Origin of the sequence: Peribacillus sp. TH27, from assembly GCF_016650915.1 — a bacterium.
Classification (GTDB): domain Bacteria; phylum Bacillota; class Bacilli; order Bacillales; family DSM-1321; genus Peribacillus; species Peribacillus butanolivorans.
Genome location: NZ_JAEKEV010000001.1, coordinates 266,171 through 286,806 on the forward strand (window position 1 = coordinate 266,171; position 20,636 = coordinate 286,806).

Here is a 20,636-nt window from a genome sequence, read left to right on the forward strand (position 1 = left end):
AGATAATCTGTAGATGATACACTGTCTACTTAGAGGGGATAATATCACTCAGTTAAGAAACTATATGCCTTTTTTAAACAAATACAGTATTTGCACCAGAACCCTTTTTACTAATTATTTCTACACTATGACATGCTGTAATTCTAAAAAATAACTTTCTCATTAGAACCAATAATTAGTTTGTAATGATATCCCCGTCATCATCATCATTTGGATTGTCATAATTAGATGAATCTTTCTCTAATAGTATAATTTTATCTTTTTCATCCCAATCTACTTTATATCCTAATGCCTTTGCAGTTTTTATAACAGACAAATAAGAATTTTTATCAGTTTTATATAACTTCAAATCATTTGTGTCAATAACACCTAAACCAAGTAGTAATTTATCTGATTGGATAAAGGGTTTTTCATCTATCACTTTCATTTGTTCAGCCTTATATGGATAAATAGCACCATTTACTTTCAAGGTAAAAGGCCCCTTTTTCTCTTCTTTTATTTCTTTTGGTTTTTTAGATATATATGATACTCCATTTACCCCCAAAACGGCTCCTTCTCTTGTATTATCTGCTCCTCCGTACATTTTTCCAGTTTCATAATCAAAGATAGCTGCCTGTACATTCCCGATATTTTCAGGTTTTTCTTCGAACACATTTCCTTTTGCCATTAATTCTAATCTCGTATTTTGATCAATTCCTGGTTCCCACCTAATAGTTGGATATCCTGCTGAGTAGATACGAGGCGTTAAAATCGCTTTTTGAATTGGCATATTATGGTCAATAACATTCATAATTGTTTCAACTACTGATGCAATAATAGTGGGTCCACCTGGAGAACCAATAGCCATAAAAGGTTTCTCGTCCTTTAGAAGAATGGTTGGAGATATGCTACTTCTTGGGCGTTTCTTTGGCTCTACTTGGTTAACGCCACCTGGTGTAGCATCAAAATCTGTCATCTCATTATTTAACATAAATCCATAACCGGGAACCATGATACCAGATCCAAATACTTGTTCAATAGTTGTTGTATAAGAAACCATATTTCCCCATTTATCTATAACAGAAAAGTGAGTTGTTTGTCCAATAGGATTTTCTTCTTTCACTGACACTTGAGAAGAAGATTTCTTGCCTTCATACTTCCATGGATCTCCTTCTTTTACATCAGCAGTAGCCTTCTCTGGATTAATAAGCTTTCTTCTTTCTTCTATATATTTTTCATCTAAAAGTCCTTTTGTTGGCACATCATAAAAATCTTCATCTGCCATATAAGCTGCTCGATCAGCATAAGCTAAGTGCATCGCTTCGCTTAAATGTTGGAGATATTCGGGCGAATTAACTCCCATTTTTTGCACATCATAACCTTCCATTAACTTTAGTATTTGTTGAACAGTTAAACCGCCAGAACTTGGCGGAGCTGCACTTACAACTTTAAAGCCTCGATAATTTGACTCAATAGGTTTTCGTTCTTTGGCTACATAGTTTTTTAAATCTTGCTCTGTCATTGTTCCACCACGTTTTTGAACTTCTTTTACAAGAGCTTTTCCAATTTTACCTGTATAGAATGCTTTGGGTCCTTTTGCTTGAATTAATTTAAGAGTCTTTGCTAGATCCGGTTGAACAAGGATATCTCCTTCTTTTAATTGTTTACCATGTGGAACAAATACGTCTGCTGCTGTTTGATATTTCTGAAGTTTTTCTTTATTTTCGTCGATATATTGGGCCGTAGCCCAGTTGACCTTAACACCTTTCTCAGCTTGTTGAATCGCAGGATCAATAACTTGAGATAGTTTCATAGTTCCATATTTATTAAGAGCTGTTTCAACTCCCTTTAGTGTTCCTGGAACAGCTACTGCTTTTCCAGTTGTATGACGTTCACTAAAAGGAATGAGCTTACCGTTTTTATCTAAAAATAAGTCAGGTTTTACATTCTGAGGAGCCATTTCTCGACTGTCAATCATTGTTATTTTCTTTTTATCTTTATTGTAAATCATCATAAAACCACCGCCGCCAATTCCAGACATCATTGGCTCAACAACATTTAAAGATAACTGAATAGCTGCAGCTGCATCAACTGCATTTCCCCCTTGCTCTAATATCCTTTTACCGGCTTCAGCAGCTAATTGATGAGAAGCTGAAACTATACCTTTTGTTGCTCCTTTTTTCATTGAACTATCTACTCCAGGCACGCTAGCAAATGCTGGTGTAATCAAGCAAAAAAAACTAAAAATAACTAAAGTAAAGCTTATTAGATACTTCAAAAATTTCTCCCCCAATTATTTAATTTAATCTATAGATTCACCAAAAGATTGTAAATTCTAAATATTATGAAATTTTTTCATTTAAATTATTCATATTGTTTACTATTTCTCTTTTATTAAATTGACCTTCCCATTTTGATATAACAACAGCCGCAAGTGAATTACCAATAACGTTTACTACTGTACGTCCCATATCAAGAATACGGTCGATACCGGCAATAAATGCTAAACCTTCAATAGGAATACCAACTGTTCCTAATGTCGCTAAAAGAACTACGAAAGATACACCAGGTACACCCGCAATTCCCTTAGACGTGATCATTAACACTAGCATTAGCGTAATTTGCTCATACGCGCTTAAATCAATTCCGTACATTTGAGCGATGAAGATAGCTGCTAAGGCTTGATATAATGTAGAGCCATCAAGGTTAAAAGAGTATCCAGTCGGAATAACAAATGTAGCAATATGTTTTGGACATCCCACTTTCTCCATTTTTTCCATGAGTTTCGGAAGAACCGCTTCTGAACTTGCTGTCGAGAACGAAAGAATTAATTCCTCTTTTAGAAGCTTAATCAACGTAAAGATATTGAACCCTACAAATTTTGCAATAAGACCCAGAATGACAATTACAAAGAAAATCATTGTTCCATATACAGAAAGCGCTAACTTACCTAATGGAATTAAAGATTCCAAACCGAACTTGGAGATGGTCACACCGATTAGTGCAAATACCCCGATTGGAGCAAATTTCATCACCATATTCGTTAAGTAGAACATCCCTTCTGCTGTACCTTGGAAGAAACGGAAAACTGGTTTACCTTTTTCACCGATAGCCGAAATACTAAGTCCAAACAATACAGAGAAGAAAATAATCGCTAGCATATCGCCTTCTACCATAGCTTTAACTGGATTGGATGGTACAATGTGAACAAGTGTATCTACAAAAGATTCATGCTGCTTAGTTTCTGCTGTATCAACATAAGTGGATATATCAGTTTGTTCCAGATTATTCATATTTACACCAGCACCAGGCTGGATGATATTCGCGGAAATTAAACCAACAGCAATCGCAATTGTAGTTACCACAACAAAGTATGATAGTGATTTAGCTCCTAGTTTACCTACTGCTTTCAAATCACCTACACCTGCAACTGCAACGATAAGGCTTGATACAATGATTGGCACAACAATCATTTTAATCATTCGCAGGAAAATGTCTCCGAATGGCTGTAAAAAGTTTTGGGCCGTCTCATTACCATAAAAAATGGCACCAACGATAATACCTAAAATTAAACCAATGAAAATTTGGCTAGCTAAACTTAATTTTTTCATTAAATCTCCCCTTTTTCTTTTAATTTTTTTATAAAAGATATCTTTAATCATACTCACTTGAGAATTCCTTTCTATCTACTAAATTGTTGAATAAAGATACTTTTAAAAAGTATTACCTTACATAAATCTTCCCATCGATGAAAGCACTTTCATTTTATTTATTTAGAAAATTTAATATTATTTAAATTTTTAACAACTATATTAATAATCAAATCTTCTAATTAACAGAATTATATCTACTCTTTTTCTCTTATAAAATAGAAAAAAAGAAAAAAAGAAAAAGCATAACTCTAGTCTTTGTGAACTTAGTTAAAGTCACAACTCAAGATTATGCTCAAATAGTAGATTTATACCCACTCATAAAGGTTTTTAGGTCTACCAATTTTTTGATAACTCACTATTGTACGTACTTTCCCTTTTTGGATTAAATGAACTAAACAGCGATAAACTGTAGGATAAGCTAAACCTACTTCTTTTGTAATTTCAGCAATCGCACAGGGCTGAGTACAAGATTGTAAAAATACTGAAACATGAGATAAAGTCATTTGACTCATTCCTTTCGTTACAAAAACATCACCTTTTGTCTTTGTTGCTTCGAAAAGCCGCTTATGTAATTGAATTCGAGAGATGAGGTCAGGCGCTTTTATTGGTTTTAATGCAAAATCAGTTGCCCCCTTCTCTAAAAAAAGATCAGCAATCTCTTGGCGTTCATCTACCGTTAAAACGAGAATGGGAACTTCCCTATTGAGTCTACGAATTTCATAAACGGTCATTAGTCCATCCATTACAGGCATATGAAAATCTACGAGAACAATGTCAATCTCATTCTTTATAAATTGTTCTACACCTTCCTTTCCATTGCTGCAAGCTATTACTTTCCATTTTGCAAAATCACAAATTTCTTTCAACATATAGCGAACTGATTTGTCGTCATCAATAACTAAAATCCTCATCATTGTTCCCTCCTGCTAGATGAATCCAAATTGTGGTTCCTTGTCCAATTTTACTTTCAATAGAAACTGTTCCTTTATGCTCTTCTACCACTTGATGAACAAAAGATAATCCAATTCCTGATTGATATTTTGTACTGTATCCTGCCTTCCAAATCTTCTTCTGCTCCTCTTCATTCATTCCTTTTCCATTATCGGATACACCTAACAAAATCTGATTGCCATAAGTTTTAGCTTTTATAGTCACCTTTCCTTCAGGACATCCTTCAATAGCGTCAAAAGCATTATTAATTAAATTTACTATCACACGAGTCATCCGGATCTTATTAACCCAAATTTTAATTGTTTCTGGTTGATCGGGTAATTCTAGATTGACCTTTTTATCGGTACCACTTAATCGGCTTGACAAGGTATAATCAACCAGACTTTTTAAAGAACAACAACTCTTGTGGGATTTATATAAAATTTCAGAAATCATTTCACTCATAGAACTAATAGACAATGAAATACTACGACAATATTCTTTGGTTCTTTCATGTTTATTATATAGACCAATTAAAGAAATGAGTCCCTCAATAGAGGCTAGTGGGGTTTTTAAATCATGAACCAGATTCAACACTTCTTTATCAGAACGAGCTTCTAGAGCCTCTAATTTTATAATATGCAGTTCTTGAACAATCCTCCATCTAACGAGAAACCCCATCAGAATAAAAGCATTAATAAGAAATATAGAACATAACACGATTGCATATAACGAAAGAGCTTGATCAAATCCAATTTCAATTGCCCATTTCTTGACTTTAGTAGAGATGGCTCCATGACCGAACCCATACCTTGTAAGAAAAGGCACCTCGTCTAACCACTGTACCCCAAAAAGAATTTGAACAAGAATAAGGGATTTCATAAATAATCCCAATCTTCCTTTTTCCAATAATTGTACTAAGATGATACATAAAAGTATGATAACGGCTGGAATACCAAAATGATAATTAGATTTAACTGATAAATTTATAATTGCATAGGTAAGTGGGATGACAGCAAGAGGAATAGCTAATCTGAGCCAATTCCTCTGAAATTTTTCTCCTAATGCATTTCCCAACATAATTGCACCAATATAAATTGGAAGTGCGCGAATTGTATTAAGCATAACTATGGAAAAGGCCATTATTAAGAGAGTATTCCCATGGGGGGTTTCTTCCATAATATTTATTAGTATACCTAGGCCTACATTTTTGGAGCTAAGCCAATGCGGCATAGAGATGCCTAAGAAAATTAAAGCCACCCCTTTCCACACTGATTTTCCGTTAAGTGACTTACTCATATACTCCCCTTTCTATCCAAGATAGTTACTAAAGAAGGAATTAAAATACCTTTTACTTCTTGGAATTAAATTAATTTCCTTAATATTAGCAAAACTCTTTTAATTATTTAATATTAATACAATATTAATATTTTAATGATCCCTTAACAAGAAATGGTTTTGGTACAAACATAATGTGAATTTGAAAAGATTAATAGGATTCCTAACGGAATACTACTTACGCTGTTAATCCAAACGGTTCGTGAATATAGTTCACTTGATTTTGGACAGACTCCCCCCTTGAGACGTTTGTCCTTTTTTAATAAGTTATGACACTTTAAATCTCTAACTGACGCTAAAATGGTGGTTTTTTCGGGAGACTCTAGTCTTGTTATTACCCCTTTTTACTAATCCTTGATCTATTCTTTTCTGGCTAGATCAACCGCTAGATTCTGATTTCAATTAAGATCTTTAAGATCATAACGGTAAAAACCTTCTTTTAAGAAGAAAGAAAACAAAAATACGCGGCTGTATTATTCTCAAGGAATAATACAGCCGCGTATTTTTGTTGTTATAATATCGTTATTGTTCAATCATCTTAACGTCTTCCATATGCTTTGGAACATATTCATTAAATTGGTTAAATAAATAATTAAGGTAGGAGTTTAGTTCAAATCGATCTTCCTGAATAAAATTTACAAATAGGGTTTTATTTTCTTTTTCCATCTTTTCCTCCCCTTTACTTTATCTTTTATATCATCAATTTAAGCACTCACGTTTTTAAAGTTCATTACATTTTTGTTTAGAAATAGTAATTTTTTAATCAGTCATCATTTTTAGAAATATTGCATTGGCTCCGCCTACGCCAAGATACCAGGATGGCCACACACCATTCGCGTGTTTTAATTATAAAAGAAAACGCTTACATTATCTATTATTTCTATAATGCAAATTTTGACAAAACCTTCTTTTAATATAAAATGTACAATATGCTTTGAGCACTTCGTATAAAGATCCAGCCACTCTATGCAACCCGCTATATATAAATTTCCAGTTAAAAAGGGCTTTCCATTTGAATTGGAGTTAGATTTAAAAGAAAGAGACTGATTCAAATTTGTCGTTATTCAACGACCTTTTGAATCAGCCTCTTACATATATCTGAGCTCTATTTTTAAAAATGTTTTATCCCTTTAAATTGGTCATCTTCCCCAACTTCAATAGTTTAGAAAGGGCTTCGTTTGATTGTCCCTTGCCTTCCATAGTATCTTCTTCATGATTTAATGGACCTTTAGATGGAACGATTGGTGAGGAAGCTGGTTTACTTTTCTGGGATACCGGCTGCACCATTTGCTGGGCAAGCGCCGTCCCTTCGGGATTCCCTACAATTAAAGAAACGATATTATAAAGAATCCTTTGCCCTTCCTCCGTTTTCAAAAGTGCTAATTGATCATTCGTAAAGGTGTCTAGTGGAAGGTAAATACCTTGTTCTTTATAAGATCCATTCCGAACCTTTAAACCATCTTCAATAAGCGCACTAATAAGTTCATTTCTGCTTTTAAAGCAGTCTACCAACTCATTAAATTCATTAGCCCATTCTATCGAGGTTTTGGGGGTATATTGAATTCCTCGACCTGGAGTGATTTTTCTATTGGACAACGTTACCACCACCTTGTATCACAACTAAAAGAAGATGCTCTTATATTACTATGCTTCAATTGATTGCTTTTCAATTTCAGCAATAATATTTTTCAAGAGATATGCCTTACTAGTAAAGAAACTGGCTTGATCGATATTCGGAGGAAATAGACAATCTTCATCTTTGAGTTCCGCTAAGTATTTATAAGCGAAGAGAAGCCCTCCCCCGACGATAATCATTTGCCCAACGTTTGTATCAACAAAATACCGGATGACTTTATCTTTCACTTCTTCGGCATATTCTTTCGTATATTTATCTACAATTTTTGTGATATCTGCTGTTTTGGACTGCCAGGTCGCTTTAAAGACAGGAGAATATTTAGGATTTAAAACCATTTTATTGATTTCCGGCTTGATGAACTTCCTCATAAATTCTTCACGTGTAAACGAAATTTTAGGAGTTTTATTCACCCTTTCAAAACGGGCCCGTATGCTGTCGAATTCCTTTAGTTCCGCTGCTTCTTTCATGATTAAATCAATATATTTATTTGTACCTATCAGATGGTTTGTAGATTTAGTTGAATTTAAACCATTTTCATCATAAAGAGCTAAATCCAATGTTCCAGCTCCTAAATCAGCTATGGCAAACTCATCATGGATTTGTGATGAAAATTCAGTTTCCACCACTTCCCCATCCACTAAATCAAAGGCCAATGCTAAGTAGCTCGTTACGCCTTCCACATTAAGCTGAACATCCGTAATATTAATGGTTATGGTTTTGCCTTTATAAGGCCCTTTTATTGCAGTAATTTCATGCTCACCCATATATAAGTTGATTTTTTCGGAAGACGCCTGTTTGGCCTCTTCTATTGGAAGCCCAAAACTCAATGGAACGTCTACCTTATTGGTCTTACCCGATTTCCAAGCAGCTAAGGCTAATCCCGCTAAAGTTGTTACAACATGGATTTCATTCCCTAATTTATCTCTTGCATCACTGCTGGTTTCTCTTAAATTATTTTTGTCATTTGTTGAAATTTGAGCATATTCCCCTACTGTATAATAAGCATTTGTTCGATTCTTTGGTAAGGCTTTACTTTTAATATGTAAATGAAGAATCATATCATCAGGAAAAGATTTATCTGCGCTTTCATCTGGCATATCTTCAGCAGTCGTTTCCGCGTTTTCTCCGATAATACTCGCGATATTTAATGAAACAACATTTCCTTTTTGGTCGATATACGTAATTTTATTAGAAATGTTCCCACTATCCACTCCTGCAATTAAATAATCCTCTTTAAATAAAAAATCAAGTTTTGTCATGGTCTTCCTCCTTCGGACTAATCTAGTTTAGTCTACTTACTATCCAATATATAGAGAATACCTGTTAAAGTCAATGAAAAACTAGCGCTAAATTGACGTTATCGATATTCCACCGCTAACATAATATCGTTAAATTAGCGATATCTCAACGCTTAACTCACACCTTTATGAACAGTTGTTTTATTTTAACTATATATTTGACGGTAATTTGACGTTATCGTTTTTTAACTTCTTTTATTACGAGATAATTATCCGTAAGTTACCGCTAAACCGTCCTGCGTTATTGCTACTTATCGCCAAATTAACGTTATCGGTTATTTAACGTTGAAGGTATAAGGAGAAATCACTTCATATAAACAACACTAAACTAGATTAGACTAGTTTAGTGTTGAAATGATTATCCGTAAATTACCGTTAATAATTTCATATTGTTGCTATCTACCGCTAGATTAACGTTATCGGTTATTTACCACAAGAAATGTAGCAGATACTCACTAAAAATCCAAACTAGATTAGACTAGATTGGTTATTATTGTGCTTTCAGATTAATCTAGTCTAGATTAAAATAGATCGAATTCGTTCATTATTTCTATTAAAGCAAACAAACCTAGTTGATTAGTCTTTATCTAGTAGGTAAACTATAGATACAGATAAATTGACGCTTAGCGATAGGTAGATAAAAATAAGCTATAGTTAAACTAGCGTTAAGAGGAGGGTTATCGTGACTAACAGAGTCCAGGCCAATAAGGATTTCATTACAGAAGCACTTCGTGACGATGCTTTATTCACTTCGTTGGTACTTGATAAGGAATACAGTGCCAAACTATTTAAAGAAGATATACTAGAGTTGGATCCGAATGCCCTGTATTCAACCACCGATTGTTCCGATAAGATCTTTAATATCGCTAATTCGACGTTAAGGTATTACGTTAGGATGCTAGAGGGATACTTAGAGATTTATGTAGAAGGTAGAAAGAAGCGATTGCCATTTCTCACTGTTTTTAAAATCCATATGACTTTACTGGCAATTGAGAGGGGAGAAACGATTTCCGATATTCAAGTTAAGTTATCGCTAAAATCGATTCCTCAACAAAATGGCGGAAAAGCAAAAGGGAGTAAATATAATGAGGATACCTTAGATCAATTATTCTCGGAATTTGATAGAAGGCAGAATGTAATGATGAGAACCTTCACACTACAAAACACAATCAATCTAATTGAAGTGGAGTTGCTGAGAAGGAGAACTGGAATAGCTGATAAACAAAGACAAATTGAAGTTATCGAAGAAAAGATTAAAAATCATCGATTAAATCGAAAAATGGATCGACAAGCAGCGAATGTGTTACGAAAAAGTTTGGAGCAAAAGAAAAATACAGGCTTTTTCTCTTTCTTTGCAAAAAAAAATACAGAAGATACTCTGAATTTAGAATCTGAAATACTAGTGGATGAAAGGGATATCAAAGCTGACCATATAGAAGTGGAGCTCATTGATGAAATTAATATAATAAGGCAGAAGATTAGTCAATTTGAAGAAGAATCACTTGCTTTAGAAAAAAGGTTAAAATCTGAAACAGCACTTTTAACAAATGAAAGGGAAGCATTAGAACAAACTATGGAAGATTAATAGTTCTATTCATTTGTTTTTGTTTTAGGGAGTAAGAAGAAAAATTGGATTCTCCCAAACTATTATGTAGTGCGGTTTCTGGAAGATGGACATTTCGTTTTCCAGATTCAAATTAGGAATAAGAGTGTCCTTTTGCATTATGATGATTAAAGATAGTCTATAGCTTCTCTATGAGCTCTCTAGGGCTTTATAGCAAGTAAAAGGGTAAAGGTGCCTTGCTCCTAAATTAAATACGTTGAATGCAGTAAAAGGATAAGTTTAGGCCACCGTCTTGGGTGGTCTAATTTTTTTACAAAGCATTCTCTTTTTTGAGGTATTACTTGCAGAATTTTGGATGAAAAGCGATTTAGTGAAAGGTTTTATAGAATGCTGCTCATTAAACTTGCGCTGAATTTTCATGGTGGCCGTTTTTAGCTCGCCCCAACTAATTGGAGGTTTCTTCTGGTGATTGTATAAAATTTAGAATGAATGAACCTCAATCTAAATAATATGGTTGATTAATCTTATCATTAGTTTTCAATATGTAATTTTTGAAAGTCAGTTTGTTTTAGAGCGAGTATATTTTCTTAATTTAATATTTAAAATTTTGTTTGAAGTGATTTATTTCGTAAATAAACAAATTTAATAAAAAGGCATATTTAATAAGAGAAAACAGATTTAATAAAAGAAACAGAAGTAATAGGCATTTTTCAATTGTTGGGTATATCCCTTGAAGGACAAGGGTTCTAGTCATTTCTAAGAGTCGTTATAACAGAGTTTCCACTTTCCCACATATAGAGTGTAAAAGAAGTCACATGTACACAGGACTTTTTTTAAACTATTTACATATTCACAGGCTGATATTTTTTATATCCACTAATGCACAAGTCTACATTCGGAAACTATTGGACGTAAAAAAATAGTCTTTCTCAGAAAATCTGCCAGAAACTGTGACAGAAGGGGAGAGTAAAGACTTTTGTTATAAGGGAATACTTCTATATTTTTTTTGAGTATATTCGAATAGCCCTGTGAATGTCCTATTTTTTCACAAGGCTGGTTTATGCTATTAAATTACACCGTGTAGCTCTGGTGCTTGGCCAGTTTTGGTGTATTCTCTGATTTTGGCTCCATGGATTAATTCATAAGGAATCTTTTTTAAGGCCCCAGGAAGATACTTTCTAAAGGCCATTCTGAAAAAGGCGCCAATCGAGTAGAAATGGAAAGAACCTTTTCGTTGTTTTTCTGTATGTATATGAATTCCTATCTGATCCATTGTTTGTAAAAAGAAGTTTTTCATGAATTGATCACGTATGGTGAAGCTTTCATAGTCCTCATCCATAAGATAGTTCAGTTTATTCATTACTTCCTGCTTAAAGGAAATCATGACATCGATCTGGTCTCTTGGTTTAAATTTAATTTGATGTCCATCAAAGAAGTAGGTGAGCTCTTTTGATAGTTTCGCCATGAGTGAGTTGACATTAAATTCATCCGTGTTTTCTTCCACACATTCCGGCTTCAAGGAAAAGGAGGCTTTTTTAATCCATATTTGCTTGCCACGAATCTCTATCCCTGTGAATTCGATGGAAAAAAGAGCTTCTAAAACACTTAAAGTTTTACGAACCCCTTTTGCATTCTTGTTCAGTTGAAGTTTAAGTGTCTTCATTGTCCGTTCTTGTTTTATTTTCTCCATTTCACCTGTCTTGCTGAAAGACAGACCAGTCCGGAACTGGTTAAGTAAGGATAAGAGGAGTTCGATTCCTTCCGGGTTCGAGGTACGTACGAATTCTGCTAAAATATTCGTTTCAAAAAGGGCATGCGGTATGATTAGGTAGTTGAGAGATACACCATTTAGTTCAGGTGTATTATACTTATCAACATCTTTTAACACGATAACAGGTAACCCTTTGTGGATTTCCTCTTTCACAAAATGATGATCTTCTAAGAACTTTTTTCCTCCCCAAAGGGTAGAATAAGAGATTCCAAGTTTCTTTGCCCAGTAAGAAAGATTATATTCCTTAAGCATGCCTCGTTGGTTTTGTTCTACTTGTAATTGGTTTAACATGGTCATATATACGACATAGGCAGAGGCAGGAGGGCGCTCAAATGATTGATCACGAAGAAAATGGAATTCTTTTAAGATGGCGTGATGCATTCTAAAACCATCGATTTTTATTCTGGATTCTTTCATTTTAGGCCCTCCTCTCGTCTATTTTTCTAGTTTGAATTATAGCAGAATGGAAAAACAGGAAATGGTGTCCTTTATTAAGGGATTTTCAAAGTTGCACAACATGTGCTCATCCCTTGGGGGGCAAGGGATTGAAAAAAACTCTAAATATTTTTGTGTGAAAGGAAACGTCAATTTTTCACACGGTTTGTGCATATTGTGAAAGGAAACGTCATGAATTGATAGATAAGCAAAGTAGGACAAACGTTGATATATCAATGTTTTCATAAAATAGTCCATGCATAAATGGGCAAGAATAAAAAAACTTGCACAGAAATGTGTGCAAGTTTGTGTGAGAGCAAACGTCATTTTTCTTCATTTTAGAACAAAAAGAGATAAATTTAGGCACTATTTTGTGTGGGTTCCTAATTTTTACTGAAATTTTGTTGGAGATTTAGGGGTGTAAAAGGTTGGTTGATCAAAATGTTTTAAAAAATCTCAGATCAAAAATAGGGGATTGTGCACATTGTGAAAGGAAACGTCAAACAAGAAAAAGTTGCACAGCTTATTTTGGAAGAGTGAGATATTCAAGAAGGCGTGGAGCTTATGGGATGTTGTTAACGCGAGATAAACCTGCATACCCTTATCATTGTGCACATTGTGAGAGCAAACGTCCAATGAAGGAAAAGTTGCAATCCCATATAATGGTGTGCACATTGTGAAAGGAAACGTCATTCTTTAATCATTAAGAGGGTGTGAGAATCATTGATATATCAACATTCTAATGAAAAATCCATTTATAATCGTACAAAAATCGTAAAACTTGCACAAAAACGTGTGCAAGGAAACGTCATTTTCCTTCTTATTTGAACAGAAGGAGATTACTGTATGCAAGTCTTTTGGTAAAGAACCTACATTTTAAAAGGAGTTTTATACGAAGAGGCTAGTGCATATTGTGAGAGCAAACGTCAAATAAAAGATAAGTTGCAATTTTATTGATTAGTATAGTGAAAGAAAGCGTCAAGCTTCTTTAACGTCACATTGTAAAAATAATTAGCAGTCAAGATCTTCTGGAATCTAAATCTGAAGAGTGAGTCTACTTGGATGTTTAAAGAGCACAGGTTTCAAACCTTCATGGTGGTTGCTGATGCTCCCTTACAATTGAATGATTTTTCGAGAAAATCATTTTTTATGAAAATGCACCCTAGGTTTTACCTACATCTATAGCACAAGTCATATTGAGACGAAAACGAAGTATCCGAAGATGAGTAAATTAAAAAATTAAAGAAAAAAGGAGAATATATCGCAAGTGAACAGAGAAGCAGTGTTATGTGCACATTGTGAAAGCAAACGTCAAAATAAAAAAAGTTGCACGTTTAAACCGTGTGTTGACAAAAGCAACAATGCTCACTCATAATTACCATATTACTAGATTAAAGGGGAACACATATGGATTTTTTAGTAGGAGTTAAAGAGGTGGGGGAAATTCTCGGATGGGATCGGAGAAAGGTTTCCACCTATCAGCTGCGTGGCGTGCTTCCTAAACCAGTGGTCCAATTATACAGTGGTCCCATATGGTTTCGAAAACAAATCGAATTTTATAAGGCTGGGAAAGATTTTGGTGTCAGGACTTATTATATAAAAGGTGAGATGGTCTATGAATGTACGCATAATCAACCATTCAAAGATACCATCTATTCCCCTAACGACATCAAAGAACAGATGGGAAATTACATACTTTATCAGGAAAAAGACATCCAACAGTTGAAAAATGCCATCCTAGAAAAAAATCCGATCGTTCAGTTCCTTTCTTTTGAGTCCGTTAGCTTTCTGCACGATTTGGGTATATTGGAAACCGTTGTTTTTCAAGATTACATCCAACAGTACTCATTTGAAGACATAGAGTCGACAAAAGAAGGGCGGGTTAAAGAATAATGTTACAACCCCTGCAAACGAAATTTTTGAATGTCATGAAAACGATTTTTCCAGATTATCCTCAACTCTTTGTCGAATGGAATATGGATATCAACCATCTTATGTCAGTTCAAGATGATTACCAGCCAAGCCAAACATTAAAAGCATTTTTTGTGATTTTGGATAGCTTGGTGAAAGATTATGGATTGAAATTCGAGGATATGGAACAATGGGTTGATGATTACATAGAAGAAATTAGAAATTTTGTCCTTCCATACATACAGGCGGTAGGGGAAGAGAATTCATCCTATTCCCCAAAGTCTAACAACAGGGAAGTGATAAATGCCTTGTTGAATCAAAATTTTGCCGAGTCCGGTTCGGCCTTATTATTTCATAAATTAAGGGAGACCATCAGTAAAAATGAATTCGACATTGCGACTGAGATTCCTACTGCAAGGATTGCGGAAAGGGCGATAGAGGCGACGGCTCAAGTGAGGGCAGAAAATGATTATCTGATGATGAAATCCAATGTAGCCATCGAACAATGGAAAAACCTCACCTCTCAAGCCATTACGTCGATGGATGACTTAACCGCAGACATTTTTGATATCGTCTCGATTCTTTGGATGCAACAGGCTACTCATAAGGACCAAATGATTCATTTCCATACGGATGATGCTTTGAATCTAAGGAGATTACAAGGTCGGAAAGAAGATTTAGACGGCTATCAAATGTCTTATCGAAAAAAAGAACGCGATGATATCATGAAAAGGTTGGCCGCTCTCACAACGATATGGATTAGAATTGAAAAAGAGAATTTGAGGTTCATAAATGAGGATCAGGGAGATTTTGAAGAAATTGGACAAGTGCAGTTTAATCCCTTGTTTTTGGTGGATAGCGTGACGGTAGCCTACCGGGGGGATAACCCGATTGGTATTTATGAATGCAGCATTCGTCCTGGTGAATTGCTTGCCAACTTCTTGTACGGTTCCCAAAGAAGCAGTGGGTTGCTTGCATTAAAGACTCTAGAATACCATCCAATTAAGCAAAAGTACCATAAACGGTTATCGAGATACCTGTCCTGGCAGTGGAGGATTCGCCAGAAGAGTGCGGACTATCTCAGGGCTTATCATATCGGGGGAGACAAAGGGCTTTTAAAAGTAATGGATTTGGACGTGAATCCGCGATATGGTTCAAGGATTAGAGAACAATTTGAGGAAATATTGGACACCCTGCAGCAGGATGGAATCATTAAAGGGTGGAGCTATAAGGAAAAAAACCTAGAGAAGCAAATAGAGCAGGAGAGAAATTGGTTCGCAAACACATGGTTGAAGGCACGAGTCCAAATCATCCCACCTACTGAAATCACGGGAATGGGAGATGACCAGGACTTATTATTGATTGAGGATCAGGACTATGACACAGAGAATTTTCTAACGATGTTGAAGGGTATGACGGACAGGGAGACAGTTGCAACCAGGGAGATGGTTGCAGAAAAGCAGGTTTCTCCTGAAACGATTAATAAGGAAAGAACGGATCGGGGATTAAGCATTTTAGAGGCTGCTAAGGAAATGGGAATCTCCCATAGTACCTTGTCCAGGTATGAAAGGAATCTAATTAAACGTCCGTATACAGTCAGCTTAGAAAAAATGAAAGAGTGGTTAAATGCAAAATAAGCATCTAAACGGTGCTTATTTTTTTTGATGATGTTCACATATCATACGGAGCATCATCTCAATAAACAATAATTAAAGATAAATGCATCCTAATTGCACTGACATAAATATTGAAGGGTGTATGAATGATTGGTTATTTCGAGAAGGAAAAGAACGTTTATAGCAAAAAAGATTGAGGACATTAAAATTTTTGTAAATGAAATGAAGCAGAGAGCAAGGATCGCTGGTGGAATGCTATTGGTGACTAAGTTACCTTGCTCGATATATAATATTCCCTCAAAGGGCTTATGTTACACATCAGAAAAAAACTGTGATTATTATAGTTCGAAAAAAAGTAACTATTCCCCGACCAAGAATAGTTACTCCCAAATAATCGAATATCGGAATTATCTTACTAAACAGGAGGACAAGTCCTATCCATTTTCAGTATATGCATCAACATTTGAAGGTGAAACTATTATCTTTTTAATGAATAATCGGTATGGTATGCAATAGAAGAGGTTGTTGATCAACAAAGGCAGAGAAGTTGAACAACAAAAAGTTTATGTAAGGAGCTTGGAGAAACCTCTACAAGCTCAATTATTCATGCAAATAGTATTGTGAATGCATAGGTTCATAATTTGTGATATAGCCTGAGGTTAATGGATTTTCCCTTTCAAATGTGTTCCTTAAAAGATTAGCTTTTCGTGTATTTTCTATTCGATTTCATCATCAAGCAGGCGCAGGATATTTTCTACGACACCCGCATGATTACCTTTTCGAAATTTATCAATAAAGTCTATATAAAGAAGCTCAAATACTTTTTCTAGTGTGTAGCCATGTTCAGGCTGAACTTCCTCCATATCGGCAAGCAACACCTCTCCACGTAAGGCAAATTTCCTTCTCATGCGCAAATTCAAGGTTTTCATTTCTTGATTCTTATCTATATGGATTAATTTAAAAGCAGATTCCCCAGACTTTTCAAGTCTTGAATTTTTACCAGCATACTGATCCAATGAGGTGATCAATCGGAATAAAGCCTTTGAGTCTGGATTCTTTTTCGCAAAAAGTAAGAAGTCATTATATAAAAGATTCATTAAGTCGTTTTGTTCGAAATGCATGTCTGATAGGTCTTGAATATCTTCACAGAAAACTTCTGCTCTTAGAAATAGATTCAAGGGGACGTCTATACTCAGTAAGACGGTTGAAGATTTATTTACTTTATGGAGAAGCTTTCCGATAAAGTTTGATGATCCGATCAAAGATAGTTCTTCATCTATAAGATTGGCTTGGCTATATTTCCCCATCGGTTACGCCCCCAAGTTGTTTTTTTTTGTATGATTCTACAAATATTCGATGAGCTGCTTTTCGAACGCTACATTTCCAAACAGCCGCATAATCGCCTATCTTTTGATAAGTTTCATGATCTACTTTGCAATGAACCGTGTAAGGCTGGTCTGTATAGGTGACGTCAGGATATACGAGCACCTCTTCAAGTCCAAATAACAGTATTTCCGTTCCCAAGGCTGTTTTAGAGCCATTCCAGAATCGTCGGGATTCTCGTCTTAATATCATGTCCACGGGTTCGTCTATGGGGATTTTTATATCATGTAGCTTATCCGAACGAACTTTCCTTTTTTGTGGTTCAAGTATTTTCTTTTTTGAAGTAGAGAGAACCGGATTCAAATGGTTAACCTTTCCCATTTGCTATTCCCCTTTCAAAATCGTCTTTTTCTTTGGGTTGGTTGGTCAGTTGGTTACATCGTTACGCTATGCCAAGAGTGGAGGGAGGTATATTTGCTAGGGATTGTGGCAAGGCTTTTTTTAAGTGAGGTGATACGAAATGAGTAAAGATATTTCAAAAGAACTGGCTGAAAAGCTTGCTAATAAGGCATCCACGCTGCATTACGTAAAGAGCACAAATGAATCTAAAAAGAAATAATTAGCCCAAAATAATCTTAATTCCACCCTGTTCAGTGATTTTGAATGGGGCTAGATTCTGTTTTTTAATATAATTTTGATCTTTCCAGCAACCTTCTTCATCCCGCCCCCAATCAGGGCAGGGGAGAGGGACGTCAGCAATTTTATGTTTTTGAAGGATACTTTTATACTCATTTGAATGTGCGGCAACAAATAAGGCCAAACGGAAAATTTGATTACGATCTAGATCGGTCGATTTATATACATTCTCTATATAATTTTTATAAACGTCCGGGTATCTTACTGTAGGTCTATACACCATTTTCCTTCCTCCTTTTAAAATAGTATATGGACGTCTCCTGGTTAAAATGCCATTTGGTCAAATATCGTTATGACCCGAATTTGATCATGAAATTGCTAAACTAGTTTAGTCTAGTCTGGTTTTAAAAGAATAAACTAATCTAGATTAGATTAGTTTGGTTTAGTCACATTATCACGTGCTTTTTTTATTTGAAGCGATGGATTTTCCCTTCTAATAATCCATAAAAAAAGCAAACGAAAAGTCAGATTTTTTGCGATCCTTTCTATAATCTTTTTATTCGTAATAACTTTAGGCATATTAAACAATAAAAATCTTACATTTCTTAATTTTCTATTACTTTATTCATGAGATGCTGTATTCTTCTGATAAAGAGTCCATCGGTTCTAAGAAACATGTGGTATTCATCTGGTTCTGGCAGGGGAATGATGGGGGATGGGAGGTACAACAAAACTAGCTGTTAGGAGATTTTTATTAAAAAGAAGAGAAAAGGCGACTTAATTGTCGTTTTTATTTTGTACTCAGAATAAAAGTTTGAATTACATATTCTCTTATTCAACTTGGCATCGTTCTAATTTTGGAATACATAAGTAATTTGACAAAAAAACTACCTGGTATGAGCGTCAAAAAGAACAATTATCATAGATTCCAGGATACAAGTTTATCAGTTGATCTAGTGAAGTTTACTTCTTAATTATTTTAGAAATAACCTCGATAGAATATATATTTTAATCTAATATACAAGTATACAAGGTGACCCAATATAAATGTTTCAAAGTGATTTGATTGTGATTCGAATTGTATACAGAATGATTTGAAGGAGGTATGGTGATGTGTACCGAATAAATCAATAAGAGGATTTAGGAGGGAATTGGATGACATACTTGGAAAAATTCGCACGTAATCGGAGAAGAAGAGAAAAGACCGAGGTATTAACCGCACGCATTCCAGAAAGCTTGTACGGGGATTTCAAAGGTTACTGTGACGAACTGAATTTATCTATCAGTGAAGCGGTTTGTCTGCTGATAGAACGTGAAATGACAGGGAATGAAAGTGTATCCGATGAACTAGCAATCACAGACGAATACAAAATGAATGATGATGTAGTCGATACGAATACGAAGGTAGTCAATAAGGTTCCGAAAAGAAGTAATTCAAATAAAAGTAGATTCGTAACGACACAATGGCAAGTAGACGCACAGCTTCCATGTCCTTATTGTGGTCAGTGGTTGGCAGCCACTAACTTCTCCAGACATGCCAAGCGACACATAACAACCACACAGGATATTTTCACGAATGAGAAGTTTAGAGATAAAATCAAAGAAATGATCCAGGCGAAAAAAGCTGAAATATGAACTAAATGAAAAGGTGATTTTGGACATAGTTAAGAAGAAGGTTACGTTCATTGCTATAAATCGTTTTCATGGTTGTACCTGTAAATATGTAATCTGTAGAAAAAAGTTTATAAGGAAAGTCATTTATGGTTTCCTACGAATAAATATGGATTTTCTTTTAGGGTGTGGCAATCATTTCATACCCTTTTCCATTTACCGTCCATGTAAGATAGTCCTTCTCCTCTATAAACTGAACGACTGGGGCATGATATGTCTCGTTGATTCCATAATGACCGAAGGTTTAACTCCTGTCATATCCTCCAGTTCTTTTAAGAATATATGGAACGAATCTAGTCCTTCACGTGTATTGTGAACACTATAACTTTTCTTAATGTCTTTCCTTCACTTTCTCCTTTCACAATGACTAGTCCAATTACATGATTCATTTTTATCCTTCCTTTCGATTGAAACTCATCAGTAGCCTTATTCCACACTTACGTCGTCGAATCCAGCGTGGGTTAAATAATGTTGAAGCCATGAACGCGTTAGAACGAGCAATTTAAACATGGGGAACTTAGAGAAAGAGCATTTAGAGAAAGAGCATTACAAGATCAATTACAACGTGTCAGCGTATTAAATCTTACTATTAATGCAATCAGCATTTGGAATACCGTGTAACTATCACACAGGCAGTTGAACACATGAAATTACAGGAAATATCAAGAAGAATTGCTTCTCGTTTATCCCCGTTAGGATGGGAATACATAAATTTTCTCGGAGAATATTCGTTCAATTCTAGAATCCGAATTCCATTCATTCCCTACGTCCACTGCGGACGTAAAAATAACCCTGATTTTTCTTCTTAGCGTATAATATCCGCGTTTTGTTGCAGGACCCCAGACAGCCAATCCAAGAGAAAGTCCGGTTAATAG

Annotated in this window: 15 protein-coding genes and 1 pseudogene; 5 read left to right on the forward strand and 11 right to left on the reverse strand. The window is 35.1% G+C overall.

Annotated elements, in window-relative coordinates:
* Positions 1-175: 175 nt before the first annotated feature.
* From ggt to JFU24_RS01340, 7 genes are all read right to left on the reverse strand, one after another.
* Positions 176-2,257 carry a gamma-glutamyltransferase gene (gene ggt / locus JFU24_RS01310; protein ID WP_242485227.1) on the reverse strand — a complete coding sequence of 694 codons (2,082 nt, stop codon included), beginning with the start codon at positions 2,255-2,257 and terminating at the stop codon, positions 176-178.
* 64 nt (positions 2,258-2,321) lie between these two features.
* Entirely contained in the window at positions 2,322-3,590 is a 1,269-nt protein-coding gene (locus JFU24_RS01315) for a cation:dicarboxylate symporter family transporter (protein ID WP_201249327.1), read from the reverse strand.
* 347 nt (positions 3,591-3,937) lie between these two features.
* Positions 3,938-4,543 (reverse strand): response regulator, encoded by a 606-nt coding sequence (locus JFU24_RS01320; RefSeq protein WP_201249328.1) that lies wholly within the window; start codon positions 4,541-4,543, stop codon positions 3,938-3,940.
* Positions 4,524-5,861, reverse strand: coding sequence for a sensor histidine kinase (locus tag JFU24_RS01325; protein WP_201249329.1), 1,338 nt, complete (start codon positions 5,859-5,861; stop codon positions 4,524-4,526). The genes JFU24_RS01320 and JFU24_RS01325 overlap by 20 nt, the downstream gene beginning before the upstream one ends.
* A 561-nt stretch (positions 5,862-6,422) precedes the next feature.
* Positions 6,423-6,566, reverse strand: coding sequence for a hypothetical protein (locus tag JFU24_RS01330; RefSeq protein ID WP_201249330.1), 144 nt, complete (start codon positions 6,564-6,566; stop codon positions 6,423-6,425).
* A 456-nt stretch (positions 6,567-7,022) separates the two neighbouring features.
* Positions 7,023-7,496, reverse strand: coding sequence for a hypothetical protein (locus tag JFU24_RS01335; protein ID WP_201183643.1), 474 nt, complete (start codon positions 7,494-7,496; stop codon positions 7,023-7,025).
* A 48-nt stretch (positions 7,497-7,544) separates the two neighbouring features.
* The gene (locus JFU24_RS01340) at positions 7,545-8,795 is read right to left on the reverse strand and encodes a ParM/StbA family protein (RefSeq protein WP_201183645.1); all 1,251 of its coding nucleotides are present in this window, start codon (positions 8,793-8,795) and stop codon (positions 7,545-7,547) included.
* Between the two features lie 721 nt (positions 8,796-9,516).
* Here JFU24_RS01340 and JFU24_RS01345 point away from each other — a divergent pair.
* A complete protein-coding gene (locus JFU24_RS01345) occupies positions 9,517-10,419 on the forward strand; it encodes a hypothetical protein (protein ID WP_201249331.1) in 903 nt (300 codons plus the stop codon).
* A 1,045-nt stretch (positions 10,420-11,464) separates the two neighbouring features.
* Here JFU24_RS01345 and JFU24_RS01350 read toward each other — a convergent pair.
* On the reverse strand, positions 11,465-12,586 hold the full coding sequence (locus JFU24_RS01350) for a hypothetical protein (RefSeq protein WP_201249332.1): 1,122 nt from the start codon (positions 12,584-12,586) through the stop codon (positions 11,465-11,467).
* A 1,425-nt stretch (positions 12,587-14,011) separates the two neighbouring features.
* On the opposite strand from JFU24_RS01350, the gene JFU24_RS01355 reads away from it, so the two are divergent.
* Both JFU24_RS01355 and JFU24_RS01360 read left to right on the forward strand, forming a co-directional pair.
* Positions 14,012-14,497, forward strand: a complete 486-nt coding sequence (locus JFU24_RS01355) for a hypothetical protein (RefSeq protein WP_201249333.1) — start codon at positions 14,012-14,014, stop codon at positions 14,495-14,497.
* Positions 14,497-16,152, forward strand: a complete 1,656-nt coding sequence (locus tag JFU24_RS01360) for a helix-turn-helix domain-containing protein (RefSeq protein WP_201249334.1) — start codon at positions 14,497-14,499, stop codon at positions 16,150-16,152. Before JFU24_RS01355 ends, JFU24_RS01360 begins: the two co-directional genes overlap by 1 nt.
* A 695-nt stretch (positions 16,153-16,847) precedes the next feature.
* Here JFU24_RS01360 and JFU24_RS01365 read toward each other — a convergent pair.
* The 3 genes from JFU24_RS01365 to JFU24_RS01375 all read right to left on the reverse strand — a co-directional run bounded on the left by JFU24_RS01365 (position 16,848) and on the right by JFU24_RS01375 (position 18,373).
* Positions 16,848-17,438, reverse strand: coding sequence for a hypothetical protein (locus JFU24_RS01365; RefSeq protein ID WP_201183656.1), 591 nt, complete (start codon positions 17,436-17,438; stop codon positions 16,848-16,850).
* On the reverse strand, positions 17,425-17,835 hold the full coding sequence (locus tag JFU24_RS01370; RefSeq protein WP_201183658.1) for a hypothetical protein: 411 nt from the start codon (positions 17,833-17,835) through the stop codon (positions 17,425-17,427). The genes JFU24_RS01365 and JFU24_RS01370 overlap by 14 nt, the downstream gene beginning before the upstream one ends.
* Positions 17,836-18,073: 238 nt before the next feature.
* The gene (locus JFU24_RS01375) at positions 18,074-18,373 is read right to left on the reverse strand and encodes a hypothetical protein (protein WP_207196635.1); all 300 of its coding nucleotides are present in this window, start codon (positions 18,371-18,373) and stop codon (positions 18,074-18,076) included.
* Positions 18,374-19,245: 872 nt separating this feature from the next.
* Here JFU24_RS01375 and JFU24_RS01380 point away from each other — a divergent pair.
* The gene (locus JFU24_RS01380) at positions 19,246-19,725 is read left to right on the forward strand and encodes a hypothetical protein (RefSeq protein WP_201183660.1); all 480 of its coding nucleotides are present in this window, start codon (positions 19,246-19,248) and stop codon (positions 19,723-19,725) included.
* 473 nt (positions 19,726-20,198) lie between these two features.
* Positions 20,199-20,545 (forward strand): annotated as a pseudogene (locus JFU24_RS29915) (Tn3 family transposase); the annotation flags it as partial.
* Positions 20,546-20,636 lie beyond the last annotated feature (91 nt).

Coding starts and splice junctions, on each gene's coding strand:
- JFU24_RS01315 (WP_201249327.1), bottom strand. CDS start 3,590: ATGAAAAAATTAAGTTTAGCTAGCCAAATTTTCATTGGTTTAATTTTA.
- JFU24_RS01320 (WP_201249328.1), bottom strand. CDS start 4,543: ATGAGGATTTTAGTTATTGATGACGACAAATCAGTTCGCTATATGTTG.
- JFU24_RS01325 (WP_201249329.1), bottom strand. CDS start 5,861: ATGAGTAAGTCACTTAACGGAAAATCAGTGTGGAAAGGGGTGGCTTTA.
- JFU24_RS01330 (WP_201249330.1), bottom strand. CDS start 6,566: ATGGAAAAAGAAAATAAAACCCTATTTGTAAATTTTATTCAGGAAGAT.
- JFU24_RS01340 (WP_201183645.1), bottom strand. CDS start 8,795: ATGACAAAACTTGATTTTTTATTTAAAGAGGATTATTTAATTGCAGGA.
- JFU24_RS01350 (WP_201249332.1), bottom strand. CDS start 12,586: ATGAAAGAATCCAGAATAAAAATCGATGGTTTTAGAATGCATCACGCC.
- JFU24_RS01355 (WP_201249333.1), top strand. CDS start 14,012: ATGGATTTTTTAGTAGGAGTTAAAGAGGTGGGGGAAATTCTCGGATGG.
- JFU24_RS01360 (WP_201249334.1), top strand. CDS start 14,497: ATGTTACAACCCCTGCAAACGAAATTTTTGAATGTCATGAAAACGATT.
- JFU24_RS01365 (WP_201183656.1), bottom strand. CDS start 17,438: ATGGGGAAATATAGCCAAGCCAATCTTATAGATGAAGAACTATCTTTG.
- JFU24_RS01370 (WP_201183658.1), bottom strand. CDS start 17,835: ATGGGAAAGGTTAACCATTTGAATCCGGTTCTCTCTACTTCAAAAAAG.
- JFU24_RS01375 (WP_207196635.1), bottom strand. CDS start 18,373: ATGGTGTATAGACCTACAGTAAGATACCCGGACGTTTATAAAAATTAT.
- JFU24_RS01380 (WP_201183660.1), top strand. CDS start 19,246: ATGACATACTTGGAAAAATTCGCACGTAATCGGAGAAGAAGAGAAAAG.